The organism is Candidatus Jordarchaeum sp. (assembly GCF_052745115.1).
In genome coordinates this window covers 1-20,307 of the sequence record NZ_JBRAKS010000023.1, presented here as the reverse complement: position 1 = coordinate 20,307, position 20,307 = coordinate 1, and the positions used below count along the sequence as shown (strand labels likewise).

Here is a 20,307-nt window from a genome sequence, read left to right as displayed (position 1 = left end):
GAACCGAACACCATCTGGAAGTGTCCTAGATGGGTAAGTTTCGGACAACGGTTTCCCACTATAAGGGATACCCGGTGGCTGATTTTTCAGAAAGACTGCGGTGAAGGCGAGGGCAAACCGTTTGGGGGAGGTGATTCTGAAGGGCAGGGGCGAAAATCGCTAGGCATATTTGCGAGAACTGATGTGGTTCAGTTTCGACCGGGAAGGGATGGCGGAATAAACGGAAAAAGTTCTTTCACCACGTTTTTCCCCCTAGAGGGGGGAGAAGAGCAGGGCGCAAAGGGTAAGGCCGAGTCCTCGACTGGGAAGCAGGGCGGAGAAGGAACAGGTCCGCAACAGGGGATGAAGATGCTGTTCGGAGATCAAGGGGATAGTGGTTCAAGGAATGATTACCGTTGTAAGGGTGAATTTACAGAGTTGGTGTATTTGCCGTCAGACGCTGAGGCTGGTGATAAAACTCAAGGAATCAATGGTTTAGTGAAGGATGGTGAGGGGGGTTCTGAGAAAACCTTACAGGATGCTGGTGAAAGGGTTGATGAAACTTCTGGTGTCAGCGAAATCGGTGAAGGCGTTTCTACTGAGGATAAGAACTCTGAGAATGCTGTTGAAAGAGTTGATGAGGCTTCTGGCGTTAGCGAAACCGATGAGTCTAGTGTTAGTGAAACCAGTGAAGGTACCTCTACTAAGGAGATGTCCTCTGAGGATACTGCTGAAAGAATTGATGAAATTTCTAGCGTCAGTGAAGCTGGTGAGGATATGTCTACTGAGGGGGGTGAGAAAGCTGTTTTTGTGGAAGTGGGAGAGGATGAAAGTTTTTCCCTTAAAGATGTTTTGAGGATGGTTGGGGAGGGAGTTTTTAGGTGGGGAGAGGAGGAGTACTATAAGAAACTGCGAGAGCGGGAGGTTGAACTTGACCGTGAAATGCTGAACGAAATGCTTTTTGTGGAGCGTAGAATTCCAAAAGAGGTTTATCTAGCATTAGAGTTTCTGGCGAAAGAAGAGGACGGAGAGGAGAGTGATGATAAAGACACCAATGGACTTTTAAAAGCAGAGTCTGGTGCTGGCACCGCTCCAGCACCACTTGAGGAACAGGAGCAAGAAGAGAATTCGGAGGAAACCGAGCCAGAACCAGGGGAACAGGAGCAACAGGTAGAACAGGAGCAGGAGCTTGGGCTTGAGGACTTTCTCATCCTGGTTCGGAACATTTTGAAGGGTGTGGCGTACTCTCTTCCCAGGTCTGAGTTTCTCAACCTTTTGGATGAGGCGATACGGAAAGTGGGAGGTGAAGAGAAGTGTGTGGAGTTGCTCAGGGAAATGAAGGCCGGAGAAGTGACGGTAGAGCTTTTGTTTAACATGCTGTTGAGCAACGAGGTGCCCATGGAGCTGTTTGGAGCGGTCTTAAGATTTGTGGAGAAAGCGCAGGGTGTTGAGAGAAGGGTTCAGGGAATGGTTCAAAAAGTAATGGAACTCTTTAGACGAATGGGGGTGGAATCGCTCCAAGATCGGGAGAGGGGCGACCAGGGTTCAAAGGTGGTGGAGGAGGGCGAGCGTGGTGCGGTTTCTGAGGAGGAGTTAAGGAGAAAGGGTTACGCCTACCTAGGGCAGTTAATGGGAAAGTACTTGGAAGATAAAGGTTTGTTGGAGCAGTGGATTTTTGACGCAATCATGATGCATAACAAATACTCTCTGACTAGGGCTGAGGATGATAAGAAGGTTGACCCGGTGGAGAGGAGGCTGCTGGAGATCTGGAAGCGTTTGGGAATGAATCCCGATTCTAAGCTCGCCGCCGCAATAGAGGAGATTTACGAGGTGTTAGAGAGGGGGGAACTCCTCGTCTTTCTGTACGATGGTCGGGTGGACCCCTGGGGGAGAAGAGGCCGGGTGGCGTCGCTTGTGGATGTTCTTGAGATTCTTGTGGAGGCGTTTCGGAAGGCCGGGGGTATGGAGAAGTTTTTTGAGTGGGTTAGGAGGAAAACCGGGAGGCTGATTTTCGGGTTCCGGGTAAACGAGGAGTTCGCAAGGCAACGCCTGGATGAGGAGATACTCCGAGCGGCGCTTGAGTACGTCTACGAGACGGGGGAGGAGATTGATGAGTGGTGGAGACTGCTTGAGCAGAATACCGAGTACATACTGACTAGGCTAACGGAGGAAGCATTCTTCCTTTCGCAGTTGGAGCGGTTGCTTGAGCCCCTAATAGAAATGGGCAGCCGATTAGATCAGCTTGACCAAGTAGTGATAACTGAAGAGCATATCAAAGGGAAGAGAAAGTTTACTGACAAACAGCTAATAGAACTACACAAACAGGGACCAAGCGGAGAGGAAGTAGCCGAACAACTAGGAGTACATAGAACCACTGTATTCAAGCACGCAAAAAAACTAGGAATAAAATTCCAGAGAAACGCCAAAAGAAAGTTTACCGATGAGCAATTAACACAATTATACAAACAGGGATTAACAGTAAAAGAAATAGCCAAACAACTGGGGGTGAAGGGAAGGGAGAATAGTTACATATACCAACACATGAGAAGATTAGGACTGAAAACCTCAGCAAGGAAGTTTACTGATGAGCAGTTAATCCAACTTTACGAGAGAGGATTAGATGTAAATGAGATGGCTGAAAGACTGGGAGTGCATACAAAAACTATATACGTACATTTGAGAAGGTTAGGTTTGAAAAGCCCAGCTAGTAGGAAGTTTGCTGACGAACAACTGATAGAACTACATAAGCAGGGACTAAGCCAAGCGGAGGTAGCCAAACAATTAGGTGCACGTAAAAATACAGTATATAAACGTGCAAAGAGATTAGGAATAAAATTCAGGTGTGATGCTACAAGAAAATTAAAGGAAAAAGTAGAATTTATTTTACTAAAATATTTTGAACATGGTTGGTTTACATCTTCGGATGTTTGGGAAAAATATGTTAGTCTTTTCGGACAAAATAAGAAAAAACACAATATTGTACAGATAATCGGAAAAATCTATGGTGACGGTAAAAACTCTATTCTTGTAAGAACCGGCACTAGTAGTAACTATTATTACCGTTTAAGAACCGAAAAAGAGGAAGAGGGACTAGAAGATTTAGAAAGGATAAAAGATAGAATAAACTCAGAGGAAATTTCAAAAGTCCTTGAATGGCTTCTTAGGGAAAAACCAGTAATAGAAGTTTCGGTAAAAAACTTTGAAACCTACAGAGTATCGGGGCAGAAGCTATACTCATTAATTAGTAGAGTCCTCGAAAAGGCTGGAAGTCAAGAAAAGGTTGACAAAATCTTTGATCTCACACAACTGGTGGAAAAAATAAAATCGAAAAATATAAACCTTGAGGAACTATTAAAAATATCCGAGTATTTACACCCTATAGAAAGGGACAAAAACCCTAAGATAGTGACCTCATTTCTTATACCTTTCCATGAGTGGGCAGGAGGAAGCTTAAACCCTTGGCCTGTATTAAAACTCTACGAAAAAACAAGGATTTGGGAAACCCTTCACAAAATAGAACATACACTAAAAGTAATGGGAATAAAATATTTGAGAACCCATAAAAACACACTACTATTACAGAACCCCCAAAACCCGTGGGAAGCATACGAATACGGAACAGATATAACCACAGGCGAATGGTTCCACCAACCAACAGTAAAAACCAATGTCGAAACAGAGGGGGGGAATGGGCTAAAAAATCTACTTAACCAAGCAGTAAAAAAATTAGAACAACAAAATAAAGAACCGACCTATCAACAATTGGCATTGGAACTTAATAGTCTAGGAGCAGACCTAAACAAAGGCATAATCCAAGAAATGAGAGAAACAGGTTGGGCATATGTAAGCGACCTCTATGCCCTGTTCGCTTTCTTGGATAGGGAAAATCTCCATATCTTGATGGAAAAAACTATAGAAGACCTCTTGGAAAAAGGGAAAATCACAAAAAAAGAATCTATTATCCTCTCCAGAGAAATACTGCAAGAGCTGAACGAAACCTTAAAAAAACAAGGTTTTGGATATCTTGAAAAACTTGCAAAAATGGTAGACCTATCTCCTGACAAAATTAGGGAATACCTTAGGGGACGAAGAGAAATACCAATAGAAGACCTTGAAAAAATCTGTAAAAATTTAGGATTAGAAACAAAATTCTTAAAACTACACTACAGAAAAAATGGATTAAAACTTGCACCCTGGGACTCTTATGAAAAAACAACAGAAATAATTAACGAAAACACGATAGCCGAGAGAATAACAATTACAGATCCTAACAAATTTGAACAGATTAAATTAACTTTCATCCACAAACGAAAAGATGGTGAAGGAGTCATCACTAACATACCCGAATTAAAAATAAAGCTAAGTTCTTTAGAAACACCATGGTACCTACAATCACCCCGTACATTCATAGAAATAGATGGGAGCAAGTTATACAAAGATAAAATGAACATCATACAATATATGTTGAAAGAAGGGAAGAAAAAAGCGGGTTCTATGAATAAGCTTGAAGAAATATTAAAAACTGCACCCAATTATTTCCATTGCATCAACGAAAGCAAGTTACAGGTGGGCATTCTACTCAAACTAGCACTTTACACAAACACAGACATCAATGAAATTGGCAAGTACATAACACAAGTAGGAGAAATAAAGGGAAAGAAAGGAGAAGTGCACACAACAAGCCTAGACAGTCCAGATGGAGCACTATTCATAGCTGGCATTAATACCGATGGCCATCTAACTAGAATGAGGTATAGAAGAATTAGATTTAAACATTTAAACTCAGGATTCTCCAACACAGAAGTAGAATATATAAAAATAATGCAGGAAGCATCAAATAGAATATATGGATATAGCCCAAATAAAGGCGAATACGTAAGTAGATCTCGTCGTATGCATACTCTCTTTTGGTATGACGCTGTATCACAAACACTACTAAGAGCAGGAAAAAGTCTAGGCAAACAAACCAGAAAAAACACTAGAGTGCCAGAAAAAATCAGAGAAGGAAACAAAGAAAAGAAAATAGAATTCATAAGAGGACTAATACTCAGCGAAGGACACCCAGGAAAAATGACGACGATAATTATGACTCGCGATATACCAATAAGCTGGCAAGAAACAAAAGAAATACTCCAACAAAAAGGTCTAAACTTTAACACACCCAAAGAAATAGAAGAATACCTAAAAGAACGCCAAAAACGCCACAAAAGCAAATCCGATGATAAAGGTAAATTCAATGAAGAACACAGAGGCATACACATAACATTCACTGAAAAATCGCCCAAATTACTAGAAAAAGAAAAACACTACTTCCTTGAAGACTCTGCTACAATGATAAAAGAACTCCTCGAAACAGAAAAAGAAAAGATAAATGCAAAAAATAAACAATATGTAAAACTCAAACTAAAAATACTAGAAGTTCGACCTTATAGAGTAACAGGAATATGGAAAATAACTATAAATTCAGAGGGAACAAGGATACTGCACAAAATATTGAACGGATTTCCAGGATATAAAGAATTGATGTACAAAAACGAAGAAGCCGTAGAATCCTATACCCAGATTGATGAGGAAATAAAGTTAAAACCAGATAACTTGAGAGAAATCTGGAATATAAGTAACAAAAGAAAAACAACATGCAATCGTGAAGAATGCTATGCCCTCTCTTTTTATTCATTGCCTCAAAACGTAAGAGACAAATTCAACCTCCCCAAAAAAATTCTAGAAAAACAAAGAAGAATCGCCCAAAAAACAGTAGAACTACTAGTAAATGGAGAAAAAGTCAAAGTTAAAGGGATGCCCTCAACTGTAAAATGCGAAGTCCTACTATTTCCAAATAACAAAGACAGATATGTGATCAGATGGACTCTTACACGGCCCAAAGTGGGAGTAATAAAGAAAATATGGGGGAGAATAAAAACCATAGTAAAGGAAAAAATGGCAAGAAAAGAAAGCCTAGAAATAAACATGGGAGAGATAGGCATTGAATTTAAAGAAGGCTAAGGAAATTATACAAAACCTATTTAGAGAGATAATAAAAAAAGACACATGGGAAAGGTACTCACGCGAAGAACTCAAGCAAAAACTAAAGGAAGCGGGGTACACCGATGAAGAGGCGGAAAAAATCCTAACGGAACACGTAGAAGAAGTGATAATACCCTATTTTGAAGAAATAGAACACATACGTTCAAATAATACAACAACGACCAGCTACCTAATAACTAGTGAAGATAAATTGGTTAAATACCACTATGATAAACTTGAACCAAAAGTCGAAAGAAGATGGGAAATGGAACCAAGGGACTACGTACCACAAGACATGGTGGATGAAACAGATGAAACCGAACATAAAATAAGAGAAATCTATGCTACAAGAAATGTGGAACAGATAAGAGAAACCGAATTCCTCCAAGAAATGAAGAAGAGAGGATATAGTGAAAGTGAAATACAAGAACTCATTAAAAAATACATTAAGAAACACATACTGGACACAGGTGTTGATGTTGAAAAAATACCAGCGTACAGGTACGAGTGGGGATTGGCATATAATCACCTAAACATCGAACCCGAGGGATTGGAGAAAGTAATAAAAGAATTATATAACGAAGCAAAAACGGATCACCTAGAAACCACTGAACTTATAGAACGACTGACAAAGAAAAAATACACAAAAGACCAAGCCGAACAAATAATCAAAAAATTAGAACAAGAAAAATGTCTAAGCTACTCCCCAATTGAAATGGAACAAAAAGTGTACGTAATAACACACCCAGACATATGGAGATATGAAGAATACCAGAAATACCTGCAAATGAAATACTGCGAAGGAATATACCAAGAAGGAATCCGAGAAACAAACGCCACATGGAACATTAAATTCAAAGACATAAAAGAATTACTCCAACAAGCAGAAAAAAACGGACAAAAATACGTGAAACACACGGAACTCGTAAAAAAACTAGCAGAAAAATGTAAAACAACAGAAGAAGAGGCAGAAATCGCAGTAGAAACAGCAGAGCTATACTTCAAAATAGAAACAAAGCCAAACCAGACAAAAGGAGAAGAAAAAGAATACTGGTGGAGAGGAATAGCAGACGGCTACCCGCTGGATCTAGATGTTCTTGACGACTAAAAAATGCCCAAGACCATGGTTGCATTCAATCAATCGTATTCAATTTTTCAACTATTTCCTCCATAACCTCAACACAGCGAACATCATCCCACACCGTAACCTGAGGCTTAGTTATTAATCACGCGCTAAAAAAATGCGGCAGGGAGTCGAAAGGTTAGACTGTATAAGAGTACAAGACTGGAATATGAAGATACCCTTTGTTCGTCGATAAGATTGAGCCTTATTCTGAGGTGAATATTGTGGGGAAGGTTACTAGGAATCTTGAAATGTTTGAAAAAGTGAAGAGGGGTAACATAATCAAAATAGAGCTTATTTAAATATCTACTACACAATTTTCTATTAGTATGTTATGATTTTTAATTTTATTCAATTTTTTAATTTGGCGATGTTTAAGGATTAAAATACTGTTTGTACCTTGGGCGTCTTTCTTTTCTGCGGTTCAGTTTTCACTATTAAACTTTCGCCATCAGTTTCAACAATCACCTCGAATCCATCATGGTATACACTGCAAGATTTTGCCGGGTTGTCACAACTTATTTTAAGAACTGAATAATTAAATTTGTAACTTTCCTCTCCTTGCTCTCCCAACTCCGGCTCAATAAACTTTTCCTTTTCTTTCAATTTTACAGTCTCAATTTTTAAACGTTCTTCTTCTTTTCCGGTAATTTCTCTTTTTTCTGGTCGTAGCATTGCCTCCTTTTTCGCTGACCAGTAGATTTTTGTTTTTCCTTTTTCTTTTTTTAATTCAATTAGTCCTAAGGGTTTAAGAGGATTTATAATATCGTAAACCCGTCTTTTTGGAACTTTAAGTTTCTGTGCCAACTCAATATTACTGATTCCCTTATCGCCTGCTTCTCTCAAGATTTCAAATGCCTTCCGAGCTGATTCCTCCAATTTCACTACAATTTCACTCCCCTAATTAGAAGTATTACTCATAATGGTGAACTATGTTATTAAATATTGTCCTCACACTAAAAATGGTAATCATAACCCTTTATCCAGTTTTTGCTACCAGTCTAATCTTTGATAAACCAAATCTATCTAAAAAATTTTTCTATAACCTAGCTTTCAATATAGACTACAAGCCAAAAATACTAAAAGCAGCCACCCTACAAATCTAGATTGTTTAAGTTGATTGGGAAGGAAATTTAGCTTCGAAAAAAGACATCACCAGCAAAACCGGATCCTGTTGCTCAATCTCCACTTGACTATTCCAATATGTAACAATTTTCTTAAATTCCTCAACTTCATCAAGTATTTTTTTTCCAAACTTTTCCAAACTTTTTTCAGAAACTATTTCGCCCTTTCCTAACCCAGGGCAAATGTCCTCTGCTCTCGCCATAAATCCCCAAGAAAGCCAACCATTCTTAACACTAAAAACAAAAGGGAAACTTCGACAAACCATAGGCCTTCCTGGGTACACCTCACAGAGATTATCATTCAAAAAAACACAGGAACCATCACTTTTCTTCCTCAAACCCAAAAAAGCATTACCTCTATAGGTGGAAATAGCTGGGAAAACCAAGCGTTCCTCAAATTTCTCCTCAATCTGATAAAACCCAACATATTTCGATAAGAGCTCCTTGAAATCACACTTCAGAAAATTCACAAGTCGGGAAATATCTTTATGGGTAATCGTTATTATAGAATTCTTATCCCTACAACAATTCCCACACTGGACGCACTGGAACCTAGCTCTTTTCACCATGTCTTCACTAGCCTTTCAACCATAGTCTCCTTTTTATCCCCAGTATCCTTTTTAACACCAACAGCCTTCCTAGCGGGGTCCGCGTTAGCATCCGCAGACTTGTTATTCCCCTCTAGCGGAAAACTAATACCACAACCCTTGCACTCCACTACTCGCTCAAAATTATCTCCACTAAAATAAACATGGATTAAGAGCGGCACACCACAATTACCACATTTAAAATCATTTAAAACCTTAGTTTCCACTAAAATCGGCTCATTATACTTGCTAGATTTTTTATCTAAATCTTCCCTTTTAGTACTTGCCAAATCTAATCCCAGCATAAATTTATACTGACTCATTAAAGCACAGTTACACAGTTTCCAAACAAACGAATCTGTTACAGAAAAACGTTTATTCACTTCAATATCCAAAAACCCGGATCTAAAAAGTTACCTAAAATAGAAGTGTTAAATTAATAACTTATTGCCATGTAAATACACTAATCCAAACCTTTTAAGCTTTTAGGAGCTGAATCTCAATAGTAGAAACATTACGCCTATCATCAGCAGTAGTTCCCAGAATTTCAGTACCCGTAACGATCTTACCCAACTTAACGCCCTCAGGCAGGAAACGCTGACGCACAATCTCCGCAACATCAACAGCCTTAGAAATCGCTCTACCACGGGCAACAATCCTAACTTCTTTAGCGCCCTGATTAAACTGAATAACACAAGCCAAAACATAATTCAATCGACGTAGAACACAAAAGTGAAACTACTTTGTCGGCTTTTTTCCAATGAAGACCATCTGTTCTTCTGGTACGCTGTCTAATTCTTCGTTCTTCTTTTTTGCTGGTTTTTTCGCCATTTGTGGACCTCCCTTTGTTGTATTATTCCCCTTCTTTTTATATTTCTTTATTAGTTTATTCTTTTATTTATGATTTAAATTTTTCTTTTTTAATCCTTTTTGAATGCTTTAATGCGATTATTAGTATTTTTGAGGAAATTTGTTGAATTTATGCAAAAATTTTTTTCCTCACATCATATTTTAAATATTTGTTTTTCTCAATGTGCTTTAGAGCCTCTTCTGCTACTTCCCAGACTTTGTAGTTTTTTTGCACTGGATTTATTGAATTTTTTTGAAACTACTGAATTAAGTGTGATTGGGACAATCAAACTTAAATGTGTGAATATCAAAATTTATAGGCAATAGTAGTTTATGGTGTTCTGAGATGTCTGGAAAATCGCCTTTAAATGTTGTTTTGGTGTCTATTATTCTTTTCCTTGAAGGCGTTGTGATGCTTATTTTTGGAATTTTAACGTTGCTTTTCTGGTTGCAGTTGGAGGGTTTCTTGCCTTTGACTAGTTTGCTTTTATCCTTTTCTAGAGATCCGGGTACTTTTCTTTTTGTGTTTGGTTTGAATTCGATGTTGCAGTTTTGGATAAATATTAATTTTTTGAGGCTTGTTTTTCTGATTGGTTGGGGTATTTTTAGTCTGTACGTTTTTTACTTGTTTTCTAGTCTTAAATCTTGGGCATATTATTTGGCTGTATTACAATCGGTTGTGATTTTTGTTTTTTCTGCCCTGTTTCTGATAGAGTTTATGTCTCTTCCGTTAATTTTTGCCAGCTTATTGGTGTTAATTTACGTGTTGGTGAGTGAAGAAATTAAGGATGCGTTTGTAATTATTTGAAACCTACTTTTCTACTTCCTTACCGTGAAAAAAACAATTTTTATGCAAATTTTTTTGAATGGAGAAAGGTTATTTTTTCAATTTTTTTAAAAATTGGTTTCTTGTTTATTTTGTTCCAATATTCGTGGTTTGTTTTATAGTTTGTATTATGGATTGTTAAAAGTTAATTTTTGAATTAAGAAGTAATTAGCTTGCCTCTATTTTTTTGGAGTTGTATTTTGGGGGATATTATGTGTTATTAGTGGTGGGGATTTAATGCTTTTATTTCTCCTTTTTTTTGGTCTTTTCTGTGGGTGTGTAGACTTTTATTCTTCGGTTGCTTTCTACCAGTTTTATTTTTCCTTTGTTCTCTAGGTTACTGATTATTTCTTTTGCTATGCTTATTCTTATATTGTATTTTCCTGATATGGCGGTTGGGGTAATCATTTTCATTTTTGGGATTTCTTCTTCTATCGTTGATTTTAGTTCGTCGTCTATTAATATGTTCCTTATTTCTTTTTCTACTACTTTTGGCTCTTTTGTCCATTTTTTCTTGCTCACTTTGTTCACCACCAGTTATCTTAGAACAGTTATTATTTCTGTTAAAAGGATTTCTATAATTGATAATTCGAATATTGGTTTTTTTGTTTATTTTGATGTTTTTGGTTGGTCAACGGGGGTTAACTATTTTACTAGATAACTGTTTATTATTATGTAAAAATTTCTTGAAGCTTTACTATGTGGAATTAGTTCTTTTAAATTATGGAGTAGATTGTTTTGGAAGTCCATAAAAACATTTTGGGGTATGAACCTTCAGAGCTGGAGAAGGTGTGGCTGTTAAGAATGGAGTTGCATGACTTGTGTGTATCTTTCATAACCGCTATTATAGAAGAATTTGGGGATGAGGGACTTAAATTATGTAAGGAATTGATTAAGAATAGGGTCGGTAGCCTTCTCTTGGGATATAAGAGGTTTTTTAATATATTGAGTAATGATGCGGCTTCTATTGCATCAATGATCATTGCAAGGCGGGCTCTTCTAGGAGAAGAGTATTATGTTTTAGAAATTGGTTCAAAAAATTGTGAGATTGATATTAAGTATTGTCCCTTTATTAAGACTAAGAGTAATGTTGAAGTGTGCGAAATATTATCTGAGGGCGAAAATACTGCGGCAAAATTGATTAATCCACATGCAAGAGCTAGTTGCCGTAGACTAACAACTAAAAAACGGCCACAGTGTCGACTAAGTATTGTTGTAGATTAATCCTAATATTAATTTAAGGAATTAATTTAACCCAGTTGGAAAGTTCTTTTTCTTATTAAAATGATTATTGGCTTTTCAAACTTGGTTCACTTGTTAAATTTCAAATTTTCGAAGATTTTTTTATCTATTTCACTACGTTCTGATAGGCGAATCTCCCTGATTTTGCGGGTGTGATCTAAATTCAGATTCGCGATAATAATTTCCTCTCTACTTGATGCTGTGGTTAGTTCTAACTTTGAGGGGCTTTCATATCCCTCTTTAAAATCTATTATCAAACTGTAACCGGGCCATATTTGACTTCGCTCATTGCTTACCGCATTAACAGCAACTATAGGAATCCTGTTTTCTAGAGCTCTAGCCTTGAGGTAAATATGCCAGTTTTCTATACCGGGTTCTGGTATGAATGCCGGGTTAAATATTATATCCGCTCCTTTAAGGGTTAGTATTCTGGAAACTTCTGGAAAAGCCAGATCAAAACATACTGTCATACCTACTTTACCAAATTCCGTTTTACAAGGTTCCAGCGTTGTCCCTGCGGTGAAAATCATTTTTTCAAACTTATATAGATGGATTTTCTTATGTATCCCAATGCAATTTCCATTTCTATCGAATAATCGGGAGGTGTTGTAATATTTTTTGTCTTGATTCTCCCAAATGGAACCTCCTAACACGTAGACACCATTTTCAGTGGCAATTCTTTCCAAACATCTTATACTAGGGCCATTCTCATCCTCAGAATCTTTGGTAGGATCTCCGTTTTTAATGTTCCACTTTTCAGGAAAACAAATAAATTCGGCTTCATTTTTGGCTGCTTCTTTGGCAAGTTTGTATGCTTTCTCAATGTTTTTTTGTTTTGTTTCTTCTTTCAGAATCTGTATCGCGGCTACCCTTACTTTCATTTCTTAAAACCACCAGGGCGCGTACCTTTTAACAATTAAACGATAGTCTTATAGATATTTTCCCCACTTAAGTTAAAAACAATTCACTTCCTATGATATTTTCAGTGAAAATCATATGAAAATGATTTTAATATACGGAGGCTTCACCTTGAAAGACTTGCTAATGGAGATTGTGAATTATGGGCAAGACTTGGGTGCTGAATTTGTAGAGGCTAGAGAACAGGATTCAGACGCAACTGTTTTTCATATAGAAGATGGAAGAGTGGAATCTATTAAACAAGGCATCGAATCCGGTTTTGCTATCCGGGTTCTGGCTCGTGGCAGTTGGGGCTTCGCCACTGTAAATGCTCAGTCCGAATTAAGAGAAGCAACAGAGAACGCTGTTAAAATGGCAATCATCACGAGTAGACGCATTAGAGAACCGGTAAACCTCTCAGAAAGCGAAGTAGTGGAAGACCGAGTAATATTAAAACCGGATATAAATCCTAAAGATATTCACATTGAAGAAAAATTAAAACTATTTTCTAGGCTTAATGATTATGTTCTAAACTATGATAAGATTATTCGCAGCTGCACCATAGATTATGCTGACATCACCGGGAAGAAATGGTACGTCAATAGTGAGGGAACTGTAATCGAGCAGGATGTTCTATACGTTTGGAGTAGAATATTCGCAACTGCTCGAAAAGGTGAAGTGTTCGCTTCAAATAGAGAAGAATTAGGATCCACTAAAGGATTTGGCTTCTTGAAAGAAACTTCTGCCGAGACTATTGGTGAGCGTCTCGCTGAGCGTCTAATAAAACAGATTAAAGCCAAGACGCCGAAGGGTGGTTCGTTTCCCGTTGTTCTGGGATCAGATGTAACTGGCACATTTGCTCATGAAGCATTTGGTCATCTTGCGGAGGCGGACCTCACCATTTCGGGGAGTGTTCTTGCAAAAAAATTGGGAACGCGTATCGCATCGCCTCTTGTGACCATTTATGACGATGGTACTATTGAGAGGGGATTTGGTAGCTTCAAATACGATGATGAGGGAGTAAAATCTCAGAAAACGGTTCTTTTGAAGGATGGTTATGTGGTTGGATTAATGTATGATAGGGAACACTCGGCCAAAATGCAGAAACTTGAGAATTTAATGGTGCCCACTGAGATGATCGCCCAGTTTAATGCAAAGCCAACCGGGAATGCGCGTGCCGAGGATTTTCGTTCTCCTCCCTTAATAAGAATGAGAAATACTTACATTATTCCTCGAGACTATAATTTTGAAGAACTTCTCGAAGACATTAATTTTGGATACTATCTGGTTAGCTTTAGGGGAGGTCAAGCTAATCTTGACGGGACCTTTCAAGTTGGAATTCAAGAAGCTTATGAAGTTGTTAATGGTGAACTGGGTGAACCAGTAAGAAATGTTTCAATAAGTGGAAACACTTTAGAAACACTACGGCAGGTGGATGCTGTGGGAAAGGATTTTGAACTGCGTAGCGGACGTTGTGGAAAGGGGCAAGTGGCCTACGTCTCTGATGGAGGTCCTCCCATTAGGGTTAGGAATCTTATTGTAGGAGGAGCGGATTGAATGAGTGAAATTTTGGGCAGTGTAGAGGGTTTGATTCCTCTGGCGGAGCGAATGGGTGCGGATGAGGTAGAAGTGTATGTTGCGTCTGGTAAGTCGTTTGAAATAGAGGTTAGACTTGGGCAGATAACTAGCAGTCATAGTATATTTGACAGTGGGATTGGAGTTCGAGCAGTTATCAATAAAGCTGTTGGTTTTGGTTTCTGTAATAGTTTGGAAAAAAAGAAATTGGAAGAAATCACTGAAAAAGCAATACAGATAGCTAGGTCTGGTAAACCAGATAGTAATTGGTCTGAACTTCCTTATCCTAGTTCTTTTCCAGTAGTTAGAGGGATATACGATAAGAGAATAATAGAGCTCTCGGTTGAAGACATGGTTGAGATAACTGGTAGGATGCTCCAAGCGGCCAGTGAGTATGATAGGAGAGTAATGCCATTTTGGGGCGGAGTGGGTTCTGGATATGCGGTGCGTGGTATTATAAATAATCACGGGGTGGAGGTGTCTGAAAAAGGCACGATGATAGGGTGTGTGATGGGTACTATTGCGCGAGAGGGTTATCAGGTTACGCCTGAGTGTAGTGAGTCTGATTATAAGCGTTCATTAAATATTAATCCCGAGAATGTTGGTCGTGAGGCAGCTCGTCAGGCAATTGATTCTCTTAGGCCTAAAAAAGTGGAGACTGGGGTTTATCCGGTTATATTGGCTCAGGACGCTTTAACCAGCCTTTTAACTTATACTTTGGTTCCAACTATAAGCGGTGATAATATTATTCGGGATAAATCGGCTTATAAGGATAAAATAGGTACTTTGGTTGCTTCTGAAATTTTGACTATTGAAGATGATGGAGTGATGGAAAGAGGACTTAGCACATGTGCTTTTGATGGCGAAGGTACCTCCAGTCAAAAAACTATAATTATTCAAAATGGAATTCTGAAAAGTTTTATTTTTGATAACTATTTCGGAAGAAGGGCAGGAGCCAAATCAACGGGAAACGCTAAGAGAGGGGGTTATGCGGCAACGCCTAGTATAAGTCCAACAAACCTATATGTCAAAGAGGGTGATAAAAATCCCGATAAAATGGTTTCCGAAATAGATGATGGATTTTTTATTCGTGATTTACAAGGCGCTCATTCAAGTAATTCAGAGTCCGGTGAGGTAAGTGTTGTAGCAACTCCTTGTTGGAAAATTGAAAAAGGCGAAATAAAAAATCCAATTAAAGGAGCTATGCTAGCTGGTAACATCTATAATATGCTTAAAGACATAAAATGCATTGGTAACAATATTAGACAACTTGCCTACTTAGTAGCGCCTTGGATTAGCTTCGAAAAAGTAAGAATTGTAGGAGAAACTTGAACTTTAACAAAATGGTGTCCTTATTGTAATAATTATTACATCATTCTTCGTTTCCATTGGGGAATATTGGACAGTAATTCAACTTTATCTGTGGGACTTAGGGGTTGCTGTGGGGAAGTGGATCTTAGTTTTGCAGCAAACTGATCCATCTCGTAGTAAACTGGGTGATAAAGAACTAGAGATTGTAAAGCTTTTTTGGTAGCCTGAATTCTGTCTGTGACTTCCTCTGCTGGTAAACTTCCTCCACAGATTTGTTCTAATTCATTCAATAGGCTAATCACTTCACTAGTGGGTATGGCGGAGGTTCCTAATTCTGAAACCGGTTCTAATGTTTCAGCTTGAATGTTTAGCTGCTTTATCACAGGTTCTGGTTCTGTGGTGGTTACATGTGCTGGCATCTCCTTTGTTTTTTGTATAGGTATAGGAGAGGGGGTAGGTTGAGTTGATGTTTCGGGAACTTCTTGGTCTTCTATTTTTATTTCTGTTAGATCAGATTCGCTAGTTTTGAGTGATTGTGTTATTCCATCTGTTGATTTTGGTGTCGGAATTGGTGGTGGTTTTGGAGTTAGGGGAGTTGGTAATTCTGTCATTATCGTTTTTTCTTTTTCTGGAGTTATCGTTAATTTTTCAATATTCGAGGATAGTTCGAGTAGGTCTTGCCGGAGTTTACCAAGTTGAAGCATAAAATCTCTAATAGAATCAACAACATCCTTTAGTTTAACTTTTATATTTTCTAATACTTCTTTTGAAGACATTCTCACTCACCAAATTATTCAAAATATTCTATTAAAATTATAGTGCATTCTTCTACTTAAAAGTTACAAAAAACTTTACATTAATAATTTATAATCCCGAATTATTATCAATTTAGAATTATCTAACATTTAAAAAAGGTGTATTTCTAAAATCAAAAACTGGAATAACTAGAATACAGAGCTGATTAAAACTGGGGTGCATACATTGCCAGAAGCTATTAATAAAGGAGTCAACTATGAAATTCATCTGGATAAAATAATAATTATTGATGAGGATAAACAAGTCGAAGTTCCGTTATCTAAAATCAGTTGTGGATTTTTTGCACTCAATACTATTTATATCGAAGTGGAGAATCCAGAAGATTCTGAAAAAAAGTATATACCTATTACATTTTGAAAACAGGTGATCTCGGAGAACTCTACCAATGTTTAATAGATTTAGATATTGACATTATAAGAATCTATACTCGTTAACATGTATCTCTCCTATTAGTTTTAAGGAAGAACCTATAGTTTTAAGATTTTAGTAAAATACTTATAAACAAAAAATTTTTGAGCTTTACTCAATTCCCCACCTTTTGTAGAGATTATGTTTTAATTTTAATAAATCTAAAATTTTTCCTACTACAAAATTTACCAGATCTTCCAAATTTTTCGGTTTATGATAAAATCCGGGCATTGCGGGGAGAATTACCGCACCCGCCATCTTAGTTTTAACCAAATTTTCCAAGTTAGGTAAGCTTAGCGGTGTTTCTCGAGGAACTAGGATAAGTGGTCTATTTTCTTTTAGTGTGCAGTTCGCGGCTCTTCGAATCAGATTATCAGAATATCCTTGTGCAACAGCGGCTAGGGTAGACATGGAGCACGGAACAATAACCATACCATCAATAGGGAAAGAACCACTAGCTATACTTGCGGTAAGATCAGAGTTATCAAATTTTTTGAATGCGAGGTTGGAAAAATCCTTCCAGGTAATATCCGTTTCTAGTTCAATAATCTTCTTGGCAGTCTCAGAAATAATGAGGAAAACTTCAATGTTTAGATTTTTTAGCTCCTTTAACAAATTATAAGCGTATATTACACCGCTGGCTCCCGTAACTGCTATTATTATCCGCAAAAAGGATCACCTTGAAACCCATTTAGGACAAATGTTACATATATTTTTAGTACTAATTATAAATAAAGCTTAAAGGAGGCTCTAAATGTCGTCTAAACTATCGGATTATGACTTAAAGTCAAAAACTAGATCCAGAATTGTGGAAAAAATTAACACCAAAAGTCAATTTTTCTACTCGGCGAAAATTAGCAGAGATAATGCTCAAAGGATAGCTAATTCTAATAAGTTGAAAGTTTTTGGTAAGGGTAATGTAGAAGTTTCTGCAATAAGCTTATTTTACGAACCTTATATTTTAGCAGAAGGAAAAGCTGACCTGGATTATATTAGGAAAAAAGACTACGAGTTTTACGTCGATGAAACAGTTCACAGCATAAGTGTTGGTAATATTATCATCAAACCTGTAAAGGCAGATGTGGGTAGAAAAATTAAGATACCGGGAGTGGAAAGAATAAACCTAACGAGAGGGGCAAAGTGGTTCTTTAATCCAATGGGAGGCGCCCAATCTTTAGATTTCCTTCCAAGTGCTGGAAAGTCAAAGGTCACCTCAAGCTGGTTAAAACAGCACAAAAAAGAATTAGTAGACCCCTCAATTACTCTTAACGAGATTGCTAAAACGTTAAAGAATTCTCTAATGGCAAAACCTACAGACTCTGATAGAATATTGAGCATAAATTCTAAAATCGACTTGACCACATTTTATATGCCCGCCTACTACATCACCTATAAAAAGGGAGAACAAACTAGAGCTGCGCGAATAGATGCAATTATAGGCAAGATCAATTATTAAATGGAGTTCGAGATTGATAAACAATTTTAGTAATTTAAGTGTTTTTAACAATAAATTAAATCGTTAGTACTAGAGCGCAGAGAGCAAGTGCTATAGCTGTACTTATCGGATTGAGTAGGTTATCATTTATGGGGGGTGTGAAGTAGTCTAGAACAACAAAGATGCCTGCCACGATTAGTGAGGTTACTGGGAAGAATCCTTTAAAATAATACAATGTTCCTAATGTGATTAGAAAGGCTACAACTCCTCCTGCAATAAGCCCTTCAAAGGATTTAACATTTCCTCCAACTTCATAATGATGTTTGCCCCACTCATAGCCTACTATTGCTGCTGCGGCGTCGGCAACTCCTGCTACAACTATTGAAATAATCATTATATAAGCGGGAAACAAAAATATCAGAATTGTCGCTGCTAAAACAAAGTAGAAGTATGCTGCTACTCTGTTTTTTTCATTTGGTTTAATGATTCTATTAACCATAATTTTAAGAGGAAAATCTGGATCCCTTAGCCTCCAAACCTCAACAATAGCAAATAGTACTAGAGTTGAGATGGAAAGCGTGGCTGCAGGTAACCAGCCAGCTCCCAGGTATAAGATAGCGAAAATGAAAACCAACATATGGAAGGTTTTTCTACGTATATTGAGAATGTTCACTTTAGATGCCCCGCTACACTATGGGTTCTCTAGGTTGAAGGGTATTTATGCATATCGGAATTAACTTTCTGATCTTCACGACGCATGTATAAACTATGTATAAAATTCGACTTTTAGCGATTATTAATTTTATGAATTGTTAAAAATTAATTATAAAATATAAAAAAATAAATACTTTTAATCTTATCTTAGAAATAATTATTTACTTATAACAATAATATATCTTAAAAAATTGGTTTAGGAATATAAAAGTTAAAAATATAACCTTTATGTACCTAAAAAGATATTGTAAATGTGAAAGATTTCCACATTTATCGGAGGTAAAACAGACTTGCACGACGAGGAGAAAAGTGGAGAACACCGGAAAGAAAAATACAAAGAAGTAAAAGAGGGTTTAACCCCCGTTCCTAAAGAAACCTTAAAACTTACAGAGGAGGAATTAACCCTCTTAACTATTATCGGAAAAGGAAGAAAAATATTTGAAAACTTGTACAACGAATTCAACGCTCCGCGTAAGGCTCTGGGAAAACTACCATTATCAAAAGAGGAACTTCACAAAATTTTAGAAGACCTAAAAAACAAAGAACTCGTAAGTCGCACAGAAGTATGGAGCACCACCGAAAAAGCCGAAGACTATCTATAATTTTTCTCTCAAAGAAAATGCAAATAAAAATGTATATTTTTTAAATGACCCTAACCTATATTTAATTCTTCTATCCGCTTAGTAATCTTTCTTTTAAGGAAGCCTTAAAAATAATAATGTTTGTATGTATTTAGCTCATGGAAATCGATCTGGCTTTTTACACCTCCTTTTTCCGAAAAAGGATCTATTTTTAGTTCTTTTCTCCCGTGATGAACGCCAATAAAATAAGAAGGCGAATTAAATCATCTTTCAGCAATTAGAGCCTTATTATCCGTCTCTTAATCACAACAGCTAAATACATACTAATATTTTAGTTTTAAAATTTGGGCCTATTATTGCTCCTCTTTATTTTCATGCAATTTTTTGATGTAATATTCTAATGTTCTGTCTGTGGCCTCTTTAGGTGATATTTTTCCTTCTTTCAATTTGTTCAAAATTTCTTCCGCTTCACTACGAACAAATTTTCCTTCTTTTCCCTTTGTACCCACTATTTTGTCAAGCTTAGGTAAAAATTCTTGAAAAGCGTCTCTATTTCCAGTCCACCATAAAATAGAGCCGTAAGAGTCAACAAAAGCATCTTTAATTTCTTTAAGAACATCTTTTACATCATCTTCAGTGTCACTATACGATACAAATATCAAATGTTCAGAGGGCATCGATACAAATTTTTTATCACTAAAGATAACACTTTCTAATTCTTTCCCGCTAATGTTTCTACCAAAATCACTTAAGGCGCTTAAGAATCCAGAAACTAAATCCTCATCAGTTTCCAAACTCCCATATTTCCGGTGAAGA

The 20,307-nt window shown here is 37.2% G+C and carries 20 protein-coding genes; 10 read left to right on the top strand and 10 right to left on the bottom strand.

Annotated elements, in window-relative coordinates:
• The 3 genes from ACUVXA_RS03365 to ACUVXA_RS03355 all read left to right on the top strand — a co-directional run.
• Nucleotides 1-5,982 (top strand): hypothetical protein (locus tag ACUVXA_RS03365; protein ID WP_445869822.1); only part of this gene is annotated, 5,982 nt, incomplete at its 5' end.
• Complete coding sequence (locus ACUVXA_RS03360; protein ID WP_445869821.1) at nucleotides 5,963-7,111, top strand: hypothetical protein; 1,149 nt, start codon at nucleotides 5,963-5,965, stop codon at nucleotides 7,109-7,111. The genes ACUVXA_RS03365 and ACUVXA_RS03360, both read left to right, overlap by 20 nt.
• A gap of 197 nt (nucleotides 7,112-7,308) precedes the next feature.
• A complete protein-coding gene (locus tag ACUVXA_RS03355; RefSeq protein WP_445869820.1) occupies nucleotides 7,309-7,428 on the top strand; it encodes a hypothetical protein in 120 nt (39 codons plus the stop codon).
• Nucleotides 7,429-7,507: 79 nt separating this feature from the next.
• Here ACUVXA_RS03355 and ACUVXA_RS03350 read toward each other — a convergent pair whose 3' ends face one another.
• The 4 genes from ACUVXA_RS03350 to albA all read right to left on the bottom strand — a co-directional run bounded on the left by ACUVXA_RS03350 (nucleotide 7,508) and on the right by albA (nucleotide 9,551).
• Nucleotides 7,508-8,011, bottom strand: a complete 504-nt coding sequence (locus ACUVXA_RS03350; protein WP_445869819.1) for an E2F family transcription factor — start codon at nucleotides 8,009-8,011, stop codon at nucleotides 7,508-7,510.
• Between the two features lie 226 nt (nucleotides 8,012-8,237).
• Nucleotides 8,238-8,819, bottom strand: a complete 582-nt coding sequence (locus tag ACUVXA_RS03345) for a YkgJ family cysteine cluster protein (RefSeq protein WP_445869818.1) — start codon at nucleotides 8,817-8,819, stop codon at nucleotides 8,238-8,240.
• Nucleotides 8,813-9,127 (bottom strand): hypothetical protein, encoded by a 315-nt coding sequence (locus tag ACUVXA_RS03340; RefSeq protein ID WP_445869817.1) that lies wholly within the window; start codon nucleotides 9,125-9,127, stop codon nucleotides 8,813-8,815. The genes ACUVXA_RS03345 and ACUVXA_RS03340 overlap by 7 nt, the downstream gene beginning before the upstream one ends.
• Nucleotides 9,128-9,314: 187 nt before the next feature.
• Complete coding sequence (albA, locus tag ACUVXA_RS03335; RefSeq protein WP_445869816.1) at nucleotides 9,315-9,551, bottom strand: DNA-binding protein Alba; 237 nt, start codon at nucleotides 9,549-9,551, stop codon at nucleotides 9,315-9,317.
• Between the two features lie 481 nt (nucleotides 9,552-10,032).
• Here albA and ACUVXA_RS03330 point away from each other — a divergent pair, with 481 nt between their 5' ends.
• Nucleotides 10,033-10,494 (top strand): hypothetical protein, encoded by a 462-nt coding sequence (locus ACUVXA_RS03330; RefSeq protein WP_445869815.1) that lies wholly within the window; start codon nucleotides 10,033-10,035, stop codon nucleotides 10,492-10,494.
• Nucleotides 10,495-10,755: 261 nt separating this feature from the next.
• Here the strand turns inward: ACUVXA_RS03330 and ACUVXA_RS03325 are convergent, their stop codons facing one another.
• Nucleotides 10,756-11,034: an eS25 family ribosomal protein gene (locus tag ACUVXA_RS03325; RefSeq protein ID WP_445869814.1), complete on the bottom strand. Its 279-nt coding sequence runs from the start codon at nucleotides 11,032-11,034 to the stop codon at nucleotides 10,756-10,758.
• A 216-nt stretch (nucleotides 11,035-11,250) separates the two neighbouring features.
• Between ACUVXA_RS03325 and ACUVXA_RS03320 the strand changes: the two genes are divergently transcribed.
• On the top strand, nucleotides 11,251-11,736 hold the full coding sequence (locus ACUVXA_RS03320) for a hypothetical protein (protein WP_445869813.1): 486 nt from the start codon (nucleotides 11,251-11,253) through the stop codon (nucleotides 11,734-11,736).
• A gap of 86 nt (nucleotides 11,737-11,822) precedes the next feature.
• On the opposite strand, the gene ACUVXA_RS03315 is transcribed toward ACUVXA_RS03320, so the two are convergent.
• Nucleotides 11,823-12,635 (bottom strand): carbon-nitrogen hydrolase family protein, encoded by an 813-nt coding sequence (locus ACUVXA_RS03315; RefSeq protein ID WP_445869812.1) that lies wholly within the window; start codon nucleotides 12,633-12,635, stop codon nucleotides 11,823-11,825.
• A 148-nt stretch (nucleotides 12,636-12,783) separates the two neighbouring features.
• Here ACUVXA_RS03315 and ACUVXA_RS03310 point away from each other — a divergent pair, with 148 nt between their 5' ends.
• Both ACUVXA_RS03310 and ACUVXA_RS03305 read left to right on the top strand, forming a co-directional pair.
• Nucleotides 12,784-14,208 carry a metallopeptidase TldD-related protein gene (locus tag ACUVXA_RS03310; RefSeq protein ID WP_445869811.1) on the top strand — a complete coding sequence of 475 codons (1,425 nt, stop codon included), beginning with the start codon at nucleotides 12,784-12,786 and terminating at the stop codon, nucleotides 14,206-14,208.
• Complete coding sequence (locus tag ACUVXA_RS03305; RefSeq protein ID WP_445869810.1) at nucleotides 14,209-15,558, top strand: TldD/PmbA family protein; 1,350 nt, start codon at nucleotides 14,209-14,211, stop codon at nucleotides 15,556-15,558.
• A gap of 35 nt (nucleotides 15,559-15,593) precedes the next feature.
• On the opposite strand, the gene ACUVXA_RS03300 is transcribed toward ACUVXA_RS03305, so the two are convergent.
• Nucleotides 15,594-16,313: a hypothetical protein gene (locus tag ACUVXA_RS03300; protein WP_445869809.1), complete on the bottom strand. Its 720-nt coding sequence runs from the start codon at nucleotides 16,311-16,313 to the stop codon at nucleotides 15,594-15,596.
• 205 nt (nucleotides 16,314-16,518) lie between these two features.
• On the opposite strand from ACUVXA_RS03300, the gene ACUVXA_RS03295 reads away from it, so the two are divergent.
• Nucleotides 16,519-16,710 (top strand): hypothetical protein, encoded by a 192-nt coding sequence (locus ACUVXA_RS03295; RefSeq protein WP_445869808.1) that lies wholly within the window; start codon nucleotides 16,519-16,521, stop codon nucleotides 16,708-16,710.
• Nucleotides 16,711-16,872: 162 nt separating this feature from the next.
• Here the strand turns inward: ACUVXA_RS03295 and ACUVXA_RS03290 are convergent, their stop codons facing one another.
• The gene (locus tag ACUVXA_RS03290; protein ID WP_445869807.1) at nucleotides 16,873-17,430 is read right to left on the bottom strand and encodes a UbiX family flavin prenyltransferase; all 558 of its coding nucleotides are present in this window, start codon (nucleotides 17,428-17,430) and stop codon (nucleotides 16,873-16,875) included.
• A gap of 85 nt (nucleotides 17,431-17,515) precedes the next feature.
• Here ACUVXA_RS03290 and ACUVXA_RS03285 point away from each other — a divergent pair, with 85 nt between their 5' ends.
• A complete protein-coding gene (locus ACUVXA_RS03285; protein ID WP_445869806.1) occupies nucleotides 17,516-18,217 on the top strand; it encodes a hypothetical protein in 702 nt (233 codons plus the stop codon).
• Between the two features lie 55 nt (nucleotides 18,218-18,272).
• On the opposite strand, the gene ACUVXA_RS03280 is transcribed toward ACUVXA_RS03285, so the two are convergent.
• On the bottom strand, nucleotides 18,273-18,869 hold the full coding sequence (locus ACUVXA_RS03280) for a hypothetical protein (protein WP_445869805.1): 597 nt from the start codon (nucleotides 18,867-18,869) through the stop codon (nucleotides 18,273-18,275).
• A 331-nt stretch (nucleotides 18,870-19,200) separates the two neighbouring features.
• Between ACUVXA_RS03280 and ACUVXA_RS03275 the strand changes: the two genes are divergently transcribed.
• Complete coding sequence (locus ACUVXA_RS03275) at nucleotides 19,201-19,512, top strand: hypothetical protein (RefSeq protein ID WP_445869804.1); 312 nt, start codon at nucleotides 19,201-19,203, stop codon at nucleotides 19,510-19,512.
• A 332-nt stretch (nucleotides 19,513-19,844) separates the two neighbouring features.
• On the opposite strand, the gene ACUVXA_RS03270 is transcribed toward ACUVXA_RS03275, so the two are convergent.
• Nucleotides 19,845-20,307 (bottom strand): hypothetical protein (locus ACUVXA_RS03270; RefSeq protein WP_445869803.1); only part of this gene is annotated, 463 nt, incomplete at its 5' end.